Source organism: Secundilactobacillus muriivasis (assembly GCF_054785195.1).
Map to the genome: position 1 here is coordinate 1 of NZ_BAABMI010000063.1, position 15655 is coordinate 15655.

Sequence of the window (15655 nt, forward strand, 5' to 3'; positions counted from 1 at the left end):
TCGCAAATTACATTTGATATCACCGAAGTGATATACCCTGCACATTTGTGAAACAAAACTTTGTTCAGTTTTCAAAGATCTACTAAAGTTAAAGTTGTTCATCGCTGTTAATCAAGAAATAATTAACTAGCGAACTTTTTAAGTATACCATTCAGTGAAATGAATGTCAAGAATTAATTTGAATATTTATTAATCTCATTAATTCTAATTAACTTTCGGAAACAACCATTTCCGCGTCGCCTTAGCAGCGAACCATTTAAGTATATCAACTCTCTTGATTCGAGTCAAGCAACAATTTGAATATTTATTAATTGTCTTAATTCACATTTGAATTGATATCCCATCACTCGTATCGTGGTACCTCTCAGGTTACCTCTGATTGAATAATTATTCGGGGTAAATTCATTAGTGCTTTTCAACAACGAATACAATCTTATCAAGATAGTCGCCATTGGTCAAGACGTTTTTTCAACTTTTTTCGTTTTTTTGCAATTTTTTCCGGATTATAAATGACTCACGCCACTAACCTATACCAAATTACCAACTAACAGTGCGTAAATCAGCCATTAATAACCCAAAAATACGCCCTCAGCAGCCGTTGATCGACTACTAAGGGCGTATTTAGCTTAATCGCGCCTACTTGAGTTCTGGTGCATCCGTTTGATACGTAGCGGTCTGTTTACCACCATTTTTCGCCTGGACACTGGTAGGTTCTTTCTTCTGAGCGGCTTTCAATCGCTGTAAGCCTTCGTTTAGTTTATAGTTGTACTTCTTCTTATCAACCGTCTTAAAGTTCTTCAGTTGATAGAATCGGAGTAAATCACCTTGTACGACCCGATCTGACAATGACAGTTCGGTCGTTACGTGGTTTTGGGTCTTCTCTAATGACTTCTTTTGGGCCGTCGTTGGCTGAATGGTCTCCCCGGTCTTGGTGTTATAGACGGTTCCCCCAACCTTAGTGTACTGCGGCGTTACAAAGTCACCATTCCGAAACGCAACGGTCTGGTTACGGTTCTTGGCCAGTAAGTCGTTTCCGAACTGAATCGTATCGTTATTCTTCACGCCAAGTAAATCTAATAACGTTGGTAACACATCAATCTCACCACCATACGTATGATTAATGCCACCCTTTAAGCCGGTCGCATGAATCATGAATGGCACCTTCTGGAATTGTGCAAGGTCATAGTTGGTAACTTTATCCTTACCTAATAATTGTGCAATCGCAGCACGATGATTATTAGAGATCCCGTAATGGTCACCATACAACACGATCATACTATTCTTATATAAGCCCGCTTGTTTCAGATAAGTGATAAACTCACCAAAAGCTTCATCCAAGTAGTGTGCCGTTTGAACGTATGGATCAACCGTCTTATCACCCGTCTTGGTTGCTGGGAAGTCCGTGTTCTCCTTATCAAGTTCGTAAGGATAGTGGTTCGTCAGCGTAATCAGCTTCGCATAGAACGGTTGTGGGAGTTGTTGCAGGTATTTGGCACTATCTTTAAAGAAGATCTTGTCCTTTAACCCATACCCCACTGTGTAGTTTGCCTTTTCCTTATAGTACTGCGAACTAAAGAAGTAGTCATAGCCCCACGACTTGTATGTGTTATCACGGTTCCAGAAACTTGGCACGTCCCCGTGGAAGGCAGCACTCGTGTACCCTGCTTCTTGATCCAGGATAGCTGGCGCTGCTTGATAGGTGTTTTGGGTCCCGTAGGTTGTCATCGCTGACCCCTGTGGTAGCCCAAACAACGAGTTCTCTAACATCATCTCGGCATCCGAGGTTTTCCCTTGAGCAACCTGATTATAGAAATTATCGAAACTAGCGGTGTTTTTATTCTTATAGAACTTGTTGAGATTTGGCGTAACTTCCTTGCCATCCACCTTATAGTTGATCAAATACTGCTGGAAACTTTCCAAGTGAATGATAATGACGTTTTTACCCTTTTGAGTCCCAAAAGTCGTTGGATTAGCACTAACCCGGTTGTGCTTTAAATACTTCTCCACACTCTGCAGATCACTGGCGCTTGCCTGTGCCCGCGTTGCGCTTTCCTTTTGCGTCTGGTAAACACTGAACGCTGCGTACTCGTTTAACCCTAAATACTTAACTAAATAGTTATTATCAAACGTCCGGGTTAATAGTCCAGAACGATCAGCGTTGGCCATCCCGTATTCCGCCCCCATCAATGAGAAGGCGAGCACCGTAGTCGTTAACGCATAGCGGCGTTTAAACGGCCGCGTGTCGATCCGGATAACCTTCGTCATCAACAAGACGATCAGTAGGATAACGTCAATATAAACTAAAAAGTCCGTTGGGTGGACAATTTGCCCAATACTCTTACCCAAGTTATTTTGCACGTTTCCTGACCCTTTAATGATCCCAAAGGATAGGAAATCCGAAAACTCCCGGTAATAAGCAATGTTGGCAAAGATCCAGGTCGTCTGAATTAAATCAATAATGATCATTAACCAGTAAACTAGTCGACCTCTGAAATAAAGTGCGATCCCAAATAGCAAAATTGCTGCTGGAAACGGATTAATTGCCAACAGAAACTGTTGAACGCCTCCCTTGACGCCCAACTTAAACTCCGTTTGATACGCAATATAAGTCTTGATACAAAATGTAACGACTACTAATACGAAAAACCCAAATACCGTATTGAGTTTAGTAGTCGTTCGTTTGAGATTGTCCGACATAACTTTTTGTGCCTCCACGTTAAACTTAACAAATGCCATTATATCGAATCTAAGTGAAATAGCAATTGTTGGCGAATGACTTTGGAAAAACTTCACAACTTAGCCCGTTACTCTGGCACTCGTTTTAACGATTTTTATCGTAAAATAACTTGTAACGAAATTCCTCAGGATAAAACAAAAACTATGGTTCCCCATAGTTTTTTGGTTTAGTTATCCGTTAATAACTCAAACAATTCGATTGCTACTAAATCAATGTTATCAAATTCGAAGTGTTCCTTCGCCTGATATTCGTCCAGCGTGTACGTCTTCGTTTCTGGATGGTAAACAACTTGTGCTTGTTCGACACCATTCCGTTCGAACCGTCGTGGCTGTGGTTCGTCGCCTGCATCTTCCTGCATGGCCTTCAAACGGGTAATGATCCCGATTAATTGTGATTCCTCCATGAGAATCCCCTTTCCGGTGTTAGTTTAACACTCTAATTTGACCAAAGACTGGGGCATGAAGCACGATATTCTTGCAATTGAAACCGGATTTATCGAAAAAATAAGTAAGTTCCGATGCTTAGGAAACGTTTTGGCGCCAGATTGACTGATTAATTGGCAAAAATCGCCTGTTCAAGCCACAAAATTAACTACTGCTAGAAACCGTTTGGTCCTTGATCAACCATGCGTTATTTCACCGTTCAACCGAATAACAGTCATCTTTATGGTCAACAAAAAGGCCCCGAACAACTGCTGCCAGTCGTTCGGGGCCTTTGCTACACACCTACGCTTCTTCACGTTGCGATTGGTGCGACTCTTGAATCCGTTTAAACATCTTTTCCATATCAGTTTCTGTAAAATGAATCAATACTGGCCGGCCATGTGGACAATTAAAGGGATTCTCACAGCTTGGTAGTCGTTGAATCAACGCCTTGGCCTGCTGGTCATCCAAGTGATGGTTAGCTTTGATTGCCCGCTTACAGCTCATCATAATCGCCGTCTTCTCTCGGAACTGGGCCACCGTCAATTTGCCATCGCGCAGCACCCAGTCAACCATTTCTTGAATCGTTTCGGTTTCCTGCCCCGCTTTAAACCACGTTGGGTGTTGTCGAACAATGAAACTATTCGGACCAAAGGATTCTAAATGAATGCCAACGCTGGCTAAGGTATCCAAATGATCTGTTAACTTCAGCATATCAGCTGTGGAATAATCCAGCACGATTGGCACCAATAAGCGTTGCTGATCCGCACTGACTTCACCAATTGCCTGCCGGTAGTATTCGTAGTTGACGCGTTCTTGGGCAGCGTGTTGATCCAGGATATAAAGCCCATCATCCGCCTGCGCTAACAAGTAGGTCCCGTTAAACTGCCCAATATAGATCAAATTAGGGAAGCGAGGCTTATCCGTAAACAGTGGCTGTTCTTCAACCTGCTCAGAACTAACTTCTGGCTGAGGCTGAGATTTTGCAACCGTCAGGTGATCAAATGGTGCGACCGTTGTCCCCTGGTATTTAGCATCAAATTGCTTGACTGCCGGTAACGCTAGGTCTGCCTTGCGTGCGATCATAATAGGGGTTGCTATTTGTTGTGGCTCATCTACTACAGCAGCAGTCGCCATCTTGGGCACTTCAATTGGCTCAGGTTGACTCGCCGCAACGGATTGCGTTGCCGCTACGGGACTTGGCGCCGGAGTTGCCGGCATCCGTTGAGCCGAAATCGCTGTAAGATCCTGCGATAATTTCACCGGATCAACCGATGATTGCCGCAAATTCGTTAACCCATCCGGAATGAGGTTCTGTGGTGCTAACGCTGATTGAATCGCCTGCGTCGTTAACGCAGCCAACTGATCTTCTTTGCTAATTCGGACTTCCTGCTTAGTTGGGTGAACATTCACATCAACTAACAGGGGATCCATCGTAAAATTGATGACCGCTAACGGATAACGCCCTACCATGAGTTTCGACCCATAGCCAGCAACAATTGCTTTTGTTAGCTGATAGTTTTTAATGTAGCGCCCATTCAGCAAAATCGACATGTAAGACCGACCAGACCGAGTGAGTTCAGGGAGCGACACATACCCACTAACCTTAAAATCAGCATCCGAAGCGTCAATCGGCAACATCTTCCCAACCTTATTCATGCCGTAAATACTGCCGATCACCTGTCGTAGATCATCACGCCCAGCCGTTCGCAAAAGTTCACGGCCATTATGCGTCAGTGACATCGAAATTTCCGGATGACCAAATGCCAACCGATCCACGATATCAACAATCTTAGACAGTTCGGTATTAAGCGACTTCAGGTACTTTAACCTAGCTGGAACGTTATAAAAGAGATCTTTAACCGTAATCGCCGTTCCACGACGCGCTTCGGCCGGCTTTTGATCCACCACGTCACCGCCAGCGATATGAAGCTGTTGGCCTTCACCGCCAGTTGATGTGACCATCACAACATCCGCAATCGATGCGATACTTGGCAGTGCTTCACCCCGAAATCCAAGCGATTGGACCCGGAAAAGATCTTTACGATCACCGATCTTGCTGGTCGCATGCCGCCGAAAAGCTAACTGCACTTCATCCGCTGCAATGCCCACACCATCATCAATCACTTGAATTGTTTTAAGGCCCGCATCTTCCACTAAAATATCAATTTCATGACTTTTCGCATCAATCGCGTTTTCAATGAGTTCCTTAACGACCGATGCGGGGCGTTCAATTACTTCACCAGCCGCAATTTGATCGGCTAACACCGTCGATAATTCGTGAATTACTGCCATTTAATCACCCCACTTACTTATGTGACTTACCACGTTTGGGCTGGGTCACTTCTTGTTGCCACTTATACACTTGATTCATAACTGCCATCGGCGTCATGCCCATCAGGTTGAGTGCCTTGATCTGAGCCACGACCCGGTCGGCCTCACTTGGTTCAGCTTCTGGTTCGCTAAATAACGATAATTGGGTATCAGCCTGATCAATCGGTTCTAAAGGTTGCGAAGTTGGGTCCGGTTCGGCAGGTGCTACCGCCTCAACCGTCTCAACTGGTGCAGTCTGCGCGTGTTCAGCTTGAACTTGTTGATGCGCCGTTGCCGTTGCTTGAACCGTCTGATGCTGATCTTGACTACTTTCAAGCTGGCTTAAAATTGTATCCGCCCGGTTCAACAGCACATCGGGAAGTCCCGCCAGCTTGGCAACGTGGATCCCGTAGGATTTATCAGCTGGTCCAGCCTGCATTTGGTGTAAGAATACCAACTCACCGTTTTTTTCAACAGCGCCAACGTGGACGTTTTTCAATCCCGCTAAACTTTGATCCAGCACTGTTAATTCATGGTAGTGGGTTGAAAATAGCGTCTTAGCGTGCACTTTATCATGAACAAACTCAATGATTGCTTGCGCTAACGCCATGCCATCGTAGGTTGCAGTTCCGCGACCAATTTCATCAAATAAGATCAATGAGTTAGCAGTTGCGTGTGCTAAGGCTTCATTAGCCTCTTTCATTTCCACCATGAAGGTACTTTCACCGGAAATTAAGTCATCAGCTGCCCCAATTCGGGTGAAAATCTGGTCAAAAATCGGCATTGTTGCTGATTTAGCTGGGACAAAGCAACCCATTTGCGCCAAAATAACTGTTAACGCCAATTGACGCATGTAGGTGCTCTTCCCAGACATGTTAGGTCCCGTAATGAGTAAAATCGACGTGTCGCTTGGCATCGTCACATCGTTAGGCACGTATGTCTGCCGGCCAAGCACCTTCTCAACAACTGGGTGCCGGCCTTCAACGATTGCCAGTTCGTGAGTATTCTTAGTAAAGGTTGGCGCTACAAAGCGATAACGTTCACTGACATCCGCAAAACTCTGCAACACATCGAGTTCAGACACTGCTCGCGCAAGGGCTTGAATACGTTGAATATTACTTTTAACCAGTTCACGCACTTTAACGAATAACTGATACTCAAGGTCAGTTGATTTGTCTTCGGCTTCCAAAATCAGACGCTCTTTGTCTTTCAACTCAGGGGTCGTAAACCGCTCTGAATTGGTCAACGTTTGTTTACGTTCATATCGGTCTTCCGGTAACTTCGATAAGTTCCCCTTGCTGACCTCGATATAGTACCCAAACACCCGGTTATAACCAATTTTGAGGTTACTGATTCCAGTAATCTGACGTTCGGAGGCTTCCAATTCCGCTAACCACTGCTTCCCGTTACGCATTGCTTGGCGATATTGATCAAGAGTGGCATCGTAGCCATCTTTAATGACCCCGCCATCCGTCACTGACAACGGTGGTTCATCGACAACTGCCCGTTCAATCGCATCCGTCACGTCTTCAATTGGGTCAAGTTGGGTCATCAAATCATCAAAGGCATCGCTAGCCAACCCATTCAACACGTGCTGTAACTTCGGAATCTGCGTTAACGACGTCTTTAATTGAATCAGGTCACGTCCATTCACACTACCAAACGCGACGCGCCCAGCTAACCGTTCCAGATCATAAACCTTCGTGAGCTCTTCTTGTAAGCTATTACGTTCAAAATACTGATCGACTAACACCTTAACCTTAGTCTGCCGACTCAAGATATCCGCTCGGTTAACCAATGGCCGATCCAGCCACTGCTTTAACAACCGGCCACCCATTGCCGTCTTGGTTTCATCAAGCAACCACAATAGTGTCCCGGACTTCTTACCAGTTCGGATATTTTGAGTCAGTTCCAAGTTACGCTGTGAATAATGATCAAGCTTTAAGAAGAACGCCGGCTCATAAACAACCGCTCGTTGCAAATGCGCCAAACTCCGCTTTTGGGTCGTCACAATATAGGTCAGGAGGTGTTGAAGCACCGTTTGCTGCTCTGGCTGGGTAACCGCTTGGGTCAAATAGCTCAGTTCAGCTTGAACGACGGCGCTATCCTGATGGGAAATCAAGATGCCAACCCGATGTAGCTGATCGGTCACCGTGGTCTCAACACTCGTGTCGACCACCATTTCCTTAGTCTGCAAACTCATCGCTTCATTGAGCACCGCGTCAAAGTTAGACAGCGTAGCGACCTTTAATTCACCAGTTGATAGATCGGCATAGGCAAACCCGTACTGATCCGCCACCTTTGTGAGCGCAGTCAGATAGTTGTTGGTTTTCGCACTGCCTGCCCCGGCATCGGTTTGGGTCCCGGGCGTGACTAATTGAATCACTTCCCGCTTCACCATGCCCTTAGCGGCTTTAGGATCTTCCATCTGTTCACAAATGGCAACCTTATAGCCCTTGTCCACTAAGATATCAATGTAATTTTGAACTGCATGGTGCGGGACACCACACATCGGTATTGGGTTCTTGGAACTATGATTACGCGTTGTTAACGTTAACTCTAGCAACTGTGACCCTTTGACCGCATCATCATTAAACATTTCGTAAAAGTCCCCGAGGCGGTAAAACAAAAATGCATCGGGGTATTGATCTTTAATCTGTTGGTACTGTACCATCATCGGCGTTTGGTTTGCGTTCGCCAATCTCTCCACCTCTTAAATCATATCGTTTGACGTTATTAGTTAGTAATCATAAGGATGTTGCGCATCAATCAGCACGTTTTTGATTTTCGTTGCGTGACCGGTCTGGTCATTGATGTCGATCACACACCCGGATAGGATGCCAGGTTCACTGGTTTCAACCTCATAACGCGTTGGTCGTTGGTTCAAGAACCGTGAAATCACGCCTTCAGGCTGCATGCCTAAGATACCAGCGGCCGGACCAGTCATGCCAGCATCCGTTAAGAACGCCGTTTCATGGTTAAGAATCTGACCATCGCTCGTTTGAACGTGGGTGTGTGTCCCCACCACAGCAGAAACCTGACCACTAAGGTGCATGGCAATCGCCCGCTTTTCACTAGTGGCTTCGGCGTGCATGTCCACAAAGATAATTGGCGTTTCCTTACGAATCTCTTGCACCAACTCATCAGCAACCGCAAACGGATCATCTAATGGTGGCAAAAAGACCCGCCCCTGAAGGTTGATCACGGCTAACGTTGCTTGATTAACCTTTAATTTGGTCCAACCGCGCCCCGGAACATCCTTTCCCGGAAAGTTAGCTGGCCGGACGAGTTTTTTCGTATCATCAATGAAGTCAAAAATCTCTCGGTTGTCCCAAGTATGGTTCCCCATGGTAACAACGTCCGCCCCACTCGATAATAGTCGCTTATAAATTGATTGGCTGATGCCTCGACCAACCGGCGTTGAATTTTCACCGTTTACAATAGTTGCTTGTGGTTTCAAATCCCGCTTAAGTTGAGGCAAATAGGTCTCAATCATGTCAACGCCCCGGTCACCGACGACGTCACCAATAAATAAAATTCGCATGCTGTTCCTCTAATCTATTTTAGTTTCCCCACGATCAGATCACCGTGAGGCGTGCAACTTATCAGTTTAGTCTAACATGTTTTGCGTCAAGTGGCGACTACTGGCCTTGGCTAGTTTGCTCCTTAAAGGCAAATAAAAAGTACCCTCCCAACTCAAACGGGTTGGGGGAGCACTTATCATGTTCAGAAAATTGCTGACTTTACTTAGCGTATGCAACGGAACGGACTTCACGAATCACTGAAACCTTGATGTGACCTGGATAATCCATATCACTTTCAATCTTTTCCTTAATATCGTGAGCCAGTGCCACTGCATCTAAATCTGAAATTTTAGTTGGTTTCACAATTACGCGAACTTCGCGACCTGCTTGAATCGCAAAGGATTTTTGAACGCCATCGAAGTCGTCCGCAATCGTTTCTAACCGTTCTAACCGGTGAATGAAGCTTTCCAAAGAATCACTTCGAGCACCTGGTCGAGTAGCGGAAATCGTGTTAGCCGCCGCAACGAGTTCTGAGATCACGTAATGCGATTCGGCTGTCGATTCATGAGAAGCAATTGCATCAATGACAACGGGACTTTCTTTATACTTCTTTGCGAGATCAATGCCGATTTGAGTATGAGACTCTTCAACGTCATTCTCAACTGCTTTACCAATATCGTGTAATAATCCTGCGCGCTTTGCTAGCGTGACATCCTCACCTAATTCAGCTGCAAAAATTCCTGATAATTTAGCGACTTCAATTGCGTGCGTTAACACATTTTGACCGTACGAGATGCGATAATTCATCTGGCCGACCAATTTGATCAGTGCTGGGTGCATCGAGTGAATTCCGAGATCAAAGACCGTTTGTTCACCAAGATCTTGAATCTGTTCATCCAGTTCTTTACGGGCTTTTTCCACCATCTCTTCAATTCGAGCTGGGTGAATTCGACCATCTTGGATCAACTTCTCCAATGCAATCTTAGCGACTTCTCGGCGAATCGGATCAAACCCGCTCAAAACAACGGCTTCAGGGGTATCATCGATGATCAAGTCGATACCAGTCAACGTTTCTAACGTTCTGATATTCCGACCTTCACGACCAATGATTCGGCCCTTCATGTCATCATTTGGTAGCGTAACGACCGACACCGTTGTATCGGAAACCATATCCGCACCACTGCGTTGAATCGCTTGGACGATCAACTCTTTCGCCTTCGCATCTGCTTCTTCAGCAGCTTGTTGGTTACTTGCTTTGATCATCTTAGCGCGTTCAGCACTTAACGCTTGTTTCGCTTCATTAATAATCAGGGACTGCGCCTCGTCTTTCGACAACGCTGCAGCTTCTTCAACGGCAGCTTGCCGTTTTTCAACCAGTGAGTCCGCCTGCTGTTGTAATTTAGCTAGTTTTTGTTGCTCCGAGCTCAATTTATTTTCCTTGCGCTCCAGAACATCTTCCCGCTTTTGAAAAGCGTTATCTTTGCGATCAAGCGCTTCTTCTCGCTGTAATACCCGGTCTTCTTGTTTTTGAACCTCACTACGTTGTCGTTTGAGATCCCGTTCCACTTCTGACCGATAGCGATGACTTTCCTCTTTAGCCTCTAACAGCGCCTCTTTGGTATCCGTCTCTGCCTGCTTTTTCGCATCTGCTAAAATTCCCTGTGCTGTTTCATGAGCCGCATCCAACTTTCGTTCATAGAGCGATTTATGCACAACGTACCCAACCACAACACCCACAACGATAGCGATGATTGCGAGGATTATTTCAGGAATACTCATGATTCCACCTCCGCATCATCCAAATTGTTTGATTGATAAATCAGTAAATTTTTTAGATGTTAATTGATTATTGACACAACTATCATTCTAATGTTTCTATGAACACGTGTCAATAAAACATCTTCTCACAAACCGGCTTTTTTTCCGAATTGACGCTTTCTCGTCACAATGTTTGGTTGATGCCATAAAAAAATGACCCAACCGGCAAAACTGCTAGTTAGATCATTTATCATTATTAAGCTTGAGTATCGTCTGGCGTCTCGATGTCGAGTGTTTCAACATCGGTTGGTTCTGCTGATTCCTCATCGTCATCAGTTGTCCCATCCATGTCGTACGCCTTACGAACCTTTTTACGAATCTCGTCCATGACATCGGCGTGTTCCGCCAAGTACGACTTCGCGTTTTCACGCCCTTGGCCGATTCGATCTTCACCGTAGGAGTACCAAGAACCGGACTTCTTCACGATGTCCTTTTCAACGGCCATATCGACTAATTCACCAGTTTGTGAAATCCCGGTCCCGTACATAATGTCCACTTCAGCACGCTTAAATGGCGGCGCTACCTTGTTCTTTACGACTTTGATCCGAACCCGGTTCCCGATAATATCGGTGCCTTCTTTGATCTGTTCAGCCCGCCGTACTTCCAACCGGATCGTTGCGTAGAACTTTAATGCGCGACCACCTGGCGTCGTTTCAGGGTTACCAAACATCACACCGACTTTTTCCCGAATCTGATTAATAAAGATGGCAATCGTATGCGTCTTATTGATTGAGCCGGAGAGTTTCCGGAGCGCTTGCGACATTAACCGTGCCTGAAGCCCAACGTGAGCATCCCCCATCTCACCGTCAATTTCAGCCCGTGGTACTAAGGCCGCAACTGAATCAACGACAAGCATGTCAATTGCCCCACTGGCAACTAACGCATCCGCAATTTCCAACCCTTGTTCCCCAGTATCTGGTTGCGACAAGAGCAGGTCGTCAATATTAACGCCTAAGTGCGTTGCGTACGCTGGATCCAGCGCGTTTTCAGCATCAATATAGGCTGCCGTCCCACCATTTTTTTGAACTTCGGCAACGGCGTGAAGTGCCACCGTCGTTTTACCAGAACTTTCTGGTCCGTAGACTTCAATGATTCGTCCTCGTGGATATCCGCCAACACCTAGTGCGTTATCCAATGCGAGCGAGCCAGAAGAAATCGTGGAGATTTGGGTATCGGCTTTGTCCCCCATCCGCATGATGGAGCCTTTACCGAAGTTTTTTTCAATTTTCTTTAAAGCAGCATCAAGCGCTGCTTGCCGTTCATCAGCCATATCGTTCCTCCTTAGTAGCCATTTGCAAAGTAAACTATACCTGTGTTTTAACAAAAAAGCAAGCAAAAATAGAACAAAGGTTCGTATTCGTTAATCGGCGTCTAACCGTTGCCGAACCAGATTTAAACCACTCATTACTGACCGTTCTCGAATCACCTGACGGCCGTTTGTAAAGTGGTATAAGAACGCTTCTGGCGCCTGATCTCGGTAGGCAATCCCAATCCAAACTGTCCCGGCTGGCTGCCCCTCTAATTCGTCAGGTCCTGCAACTCCGGTGAAACCTAACCCAATATCCGTCTTCATCTTTTCGCGTGCTTGCTTCGCCATCCAAATCGCCGTTTCCTTGCTGACGACCCCGAAGTGTTCGATGACGGTGTTGGGAATATCTAATAACCGGTGCTTGGCTTCGTTGGCATACGTCACAAACCCACCAGGAAAGACTGCTGAAACGCCAGGCACACTCCCAATCGTGCCTTGAAACTGTCCCGCCGTTAAGCTTTCAGCCGCTGTGATCGATAACTTTCGGTCGATCAACTGATTCACAACCACCGCAGCTAACGAATTGTCATCTCCGTAACCGTAAAAGAACTCGCCATCCCGGGCCATGATCTGCGTGATGGTTTGGTCAACCAACGCGGTCGCTGCTTGCTCATCAGTTGCAGTCGCCGTAACGCGCAACGTCACTTCCGCTGTCTTGGCATACGGTGCAATCGTTGGATTCGTTTGGTTTTCAATTAGATCCTGCAGGTCAGTCACCAATTGTGCCTCGCCAACACCAACAAACCGTAACACCTTAGACTTAAATACGACATCACCGTGCAATTGCTTTTTTAATTGTGGCATTAATTCACGATCAATCATCATGAGACATTCACTAGGCGGTCCGGGAAGCAATACATAGTCCGTCCCATGAGCGTTTAGATACAGATCGCCAACCGCAAACCCATTATGGTTGGTTAAACTGATTGCATGCGCGATTTTAAGCGCCTGCTTAGCGTTGTTACTGGTTTTCAACGTCCCGGAAGTTCGAGCGTAGTCATCGATTTTCTTTTGCGCTGCGGCATCAACCACGAGCTGCTCGTTAAGGTGAGCAGCAACGATTTGTTTCGTCAAATCATCATCGGTCGGTCCCAATCCCCCAATGGTCATGACGATGTCACTGCGCGATTCTGCCACCCGCAACGCCGTTTCTAATCGCTCCGGGTTGTCGCCCACCACCGTTTGGTAGTACACGTTAATGCCAATTTCAGCTAGTTTCTGAGCAAGGTAAGCCCCGTTCGTATTCGCAATCTGTCCGAGAAGCAGTTCGGTTCCAACCGCTACAATTTCAGCATTCATTCCAATCACCTCATCGTTCAATCTGTCACTGTTTTCTATTCTAATCAAAAATCCGTTGCGTAACAAGTCGGCCGGCCTAGGATAGTGTGCGGAGCGAGACGGGTTGAGAGCAGTGTGCAAGGTGACATCGGTGAAGGCGCCCGGGCCTGGCGGTTTTACCGATGTCGCCTTGCATGCAGCTCTCAGTCTCGCGCAGCACCATTCGGCGTGGTGGCCAGAAAGCGCGTGGTTGGCAAATTCTTACAACTTCAGGATCCTTGGAAATAACAGTTTAAGTGGCGCCGAATTTTGTAGTCTGAACGAGCATTTTTCAATGCGTTTTTAGCGAGCGAAGCGACCACAAACAGCCTTCGCACAAAATTCACCCAACACTTACGCTGGACACAAGCGACAGCAATCAAGGTCGTTCACTTCAAATTTTGTAACACTTAGACAATCAAAAAAAGTCCACCGCCAACTACGACGATGAACTCCACATTCATTTTATTGATTAAACGAATCCGCAAAGACGCTTCGGTTCTTGATGAAGTAATCCAACCCAGAGTAAACCGTGAAGAATAGGCAGATGTACAGTAAGATTGTTCCCAACGGTACGCCCCAAACGGCAAACAAGAAGTTGTTCAGCAACAGCAAGATGATCCCGATCATCTGCGAGAACGTCTTAATTTTCCCTGGCCAAGCAGCAGCCAAGACCTGACCGTCATTTTCAACAATGATCAACCGCAGTCCGGTAACCGCGAGTTCACGGCAAACGATAATCGCAACGACCCAAGCTGGTGCCTTACCCATTTCAACAAGTAACACAAACGCCGTCATAACAATCATCTTGTCTGCCAACGGATCAGCAAATTTGCCGAAGTTGGTGACAAGGTGATTGCGTCGTGCGATTTGACCATCCAAGAAGTCGGTAATTGAGGCCACCGCAAACACCAAAGCGGCAACGATCTGCGTCACTGGAATTGCCGTTTGAAGCCACGTTACCGTGCCCCAATCCATTGGTACTGCCAAAATGATCAGAAAAACTGGAATCAAGATAATTCGAATAATGGTGAGTCTGTTAGGTAAATTCAATTTGTTCCCCCCAAAAATCATGGCGTGCGCCCAAACACAAACCACAGTCGCCGTAAAAGCGAAAGATCCGGATGATCACTTCACGACCACCCGGATCTTCCCAACTACGGCCGAAACTGCCGGTTAGCGATTATTGCGTCACGCAACGCGCTTAATTACTTAAATTGAACCGTGATGTTTTGAACCTGTGACGTGGTGGTTGTCGTTGAGCTTGATGAAGCAGCTGAAGACGTACCATCCGTCGTGGTTGATGACGTGCTTGCGGCAGAGGTTGTCGCAGTCGACGTCGTTGGGATTGGTAACGTTTGGCTACCAATTGTAATCTTGGTTTCTGGTGCGTTCCCTAAGTTAAAGGTTGCAGAAGTAGCACTAGAAGAGACCTTGACTGCTTGCGTCTTGCCAGCAGTTAACGTGCCTTGCCAAACAGTGCTACCGCCAGATGTAACTGAAACCCAAGCACTAGCTGCACTCTTTAACTTAACCGTCTTGGTAGCAGGTGCGTTCTTCATGTCGTAAACGGTTGTTGACCCTGAAGTCGAAACCTTGCTGAAGCTCGATTTCTTAACCGAACTTGATGACGATTGCTTCTTCTTGCTACTGGTTGAAGATGAGGCCTTAGAACTAGCCTTCTTGCTACTACCAGAAACAGAAACTGAACTGCTATCGATGTTTTGATCTTTTGAACTCTGTTGAGAGTTCTTGGTGCTGGCATACCAGATACCTAACATCACAACAACCACGACCACAACCGCGAGGACGATTGGCACCTGCCGCCGAATCTTAGCAGTTCGATCATCATCTTGCCGTTGGGCAGAGCGCGTCGATGGGTTTTCTTCATTGACCCGATCAACGTACTCCTGCGTCTTGGTGCTTGGTAAAGCATCACTGTATGATTCCAACAGTTCGTTGCCGTCTAAACCAACCGTATCCGCATACTGCTTGATAAAGGCCCGAACGTAAAAATCACCAGGTAAGTCCGCAAAGTTACCATCTTCGATTGCAATCAGATACCGTTTTTGAATCTTGGTCGTCTGTTGCAGATCATCTAACGTGTACCCTTTCGCGATTCGGGCGTCACGTAACGTTTCGCCAATTGACATTTTGTTTTCACTCATAATAACATTTCTCCACCTAGCTCAAAGCTTCTTAATTTCAGTCTAAG

General features: G+C 46.2%; 10 protein-coding genes. All 10 read right to left on the reverse strand.

Going from position 1 to position 15655, the window contains the following annotated elements; translation table 11 throughout:
- Positions 1–636 precede the first annotated feature (636 nt).
- Positions 637–2697, reverse strand: a complete 2061-nt coding sequence (locus tag ACYVR3_RS13410) for an LTA synthase family protein (protein ID WP_461244666.1) — start codon at positions 2695–2697, stop codon at positions 637–639.
- A 206-nt stretch (positions 2698–2903) separates the two neighbouring features.
- Complete coding sequence (locus ACYVR3_RS13415; protein WP_054736198.1) at positions 2904–3140, reverse strand: YkuJ family protein; 237 nt, start codon at positions 3138–3140, stop codon at positions 2904–2906.
- Between the two features lie 322 nt (positions 3141–3462).
- Positions 3463–5454 (reverse strand): DNA mismatch repair endonuclease MutL, encoded by a 1992-nt coding sequence (mutL, locus tag ACYVR3_RS13420; protein ID WP_461244667.1) that lies wholly within the window; start codon positions 5452–5454, stop codon positions 3463–3465.
- A 13-nt stretch (positions 5455–5467) separates the two neighbouring features.
- Positions 5468–8149 (reverse strand): DNA mismatch repair protein MutS, encoded by a 2682-nt coding sequence (gene mutS, locus ACYVR3_RS13425; protein WP_461244679.1) that lies wholly within the window; start codon positions 8147–8149, stop codon positions 5468–5470.
- Between the two features lie 63 nt (positions 8150–8212).
- Complete coding sequence (locus tag ACYVR3_RS13430; protein WP_461244668.1) at positions 8213–9016, reverse strand: TIGR00282 family metallophosphoesterase; 804 nt, start codon at positions 9014–9016, stop codon at positions 8213–8215.
- 199 nt (positions 9017–9215) lie between these two features.
- A complete protein-coding gene (rny, locus tag ACYVR3_RS13435; protein ID WP_054736193.1) occupies positions 9216–10775 on the reverse strand; it encodes a ribonuclease Y in 1560 nt (519 codons plus the stop codon).
- 235 nt (positions 10776–11010) lie between these two features.
- A complete protein-coding gene (gene recA / locus ACYVR3_RS13440) occupies positions 11011–12084 on the reverse strand; it encodes a recombinase RecA (protein ID WP_461244669.1) in 1074 nt (357 codons plus the stop codon).
- Between the two features lie 90 nt (positions 12085–12174).
- On the reverse strand, positions 12175–13422 hold the full coding sequence (locus ACYVR3_RS13445; RefSeq protein WP_461244670.1) for a competence/damage-inducible protein A: 1248 nt from the start codon (positions 13420–13422) through the stop codon (positions 12175–12177).
- Between the two features lie 483 nt (positions 13423–13905).
- Positions 13906–14493 carry a CDP-diacylglycerol--glycerol-3-phosphate 3-phosphatidyltransferase gene (gene pgsA / locus ACYVR3_RS13450; protein WP_461244671.1) on the reverse strand — a complete coding sequence of 196 codons (588 nt, stop codon included), beginning with the start codon at positions 14491–14493 and terminating at the stop codon, positions 13906–13908.
- Positions 14494–14648: 155 nt separating this feature from the next.
- On the reverse strand, positions 14649–15608 hold the full coding sequence (locus tag ACYVR3_RS13455) for a helix-turn-helix domain-containing protein (RefSeq protein WP_461244672.1): 960 nt from the start codon (positions 15606–15608) through the stop codon (positions 14649–14651).
- Positions 15609–15655: the final 47 nt, after the last annotated feature.

Bases quoted from the DNA above. Each gene is read 5' to 3' on its own strand.
- ACYVR3_RS13415 (WP_054736198.1), bottom strand. From the start codon at position 3,140: ATGGAGGAATCACAATTAATCGGGATCATTACCCGTTTGAAGGCCATG.
- ACYVR3_RS13410 (WP_461244666.1), bottom strand. From the start codon at position 2,697: ATGTCGGACAATCTCAAACGAACGACTACTAAACTCAATACGGTATTT.
- ACYVR3_RS13445 (WP_461244670.1), bottom strand. From the start codon at position 13,422: ATGAATGCTGAAATTGTAGCGGTTGGAACCGAACTGCTTCTCGGACAG.
- ACYVR3_RS13455 (WP_461244672.1), bottom strand. From the start codon at position 15,608: ATGAGTGAAAACAAAATGTCAATTGGCGAAACGTTACGTGACGCCCGA.
- ACYVR3_RS13430 (WP_461244668.1), bottom strand. From the start codon at position 9,016: ATGCGAATTTTATTTATTGGTGACGTCGTCGGTGACCGGGGCGTTGAC.
- mutL (WP_461244667.1), bottom strand. From the start codon at position 5,454: ATGGCAGTAATTCACGAATTATCGACGGTGTTAGCCGATCAAATTGCG.
- rny (WP_054736193.1), bottom strand. From the start codon at position 10,775: ATGAGTATTCCTGAAATAATCCTCGCAATCATCGCTATCGTTGTGGGT.
- mutS (WP_461244679.1), bottom strand. From the start codon at position 8,149: ATGATGGTACAGTACCAACAGATTAAAGATCAATACCCCGATGCATTT.
- recA (WP_461244669.1), bottom strand. From the start codon at position 12,084: ATGGCTGATGAACGGCAAGCAGCGCTTGATGCTGCTTTAAAGAAAATT.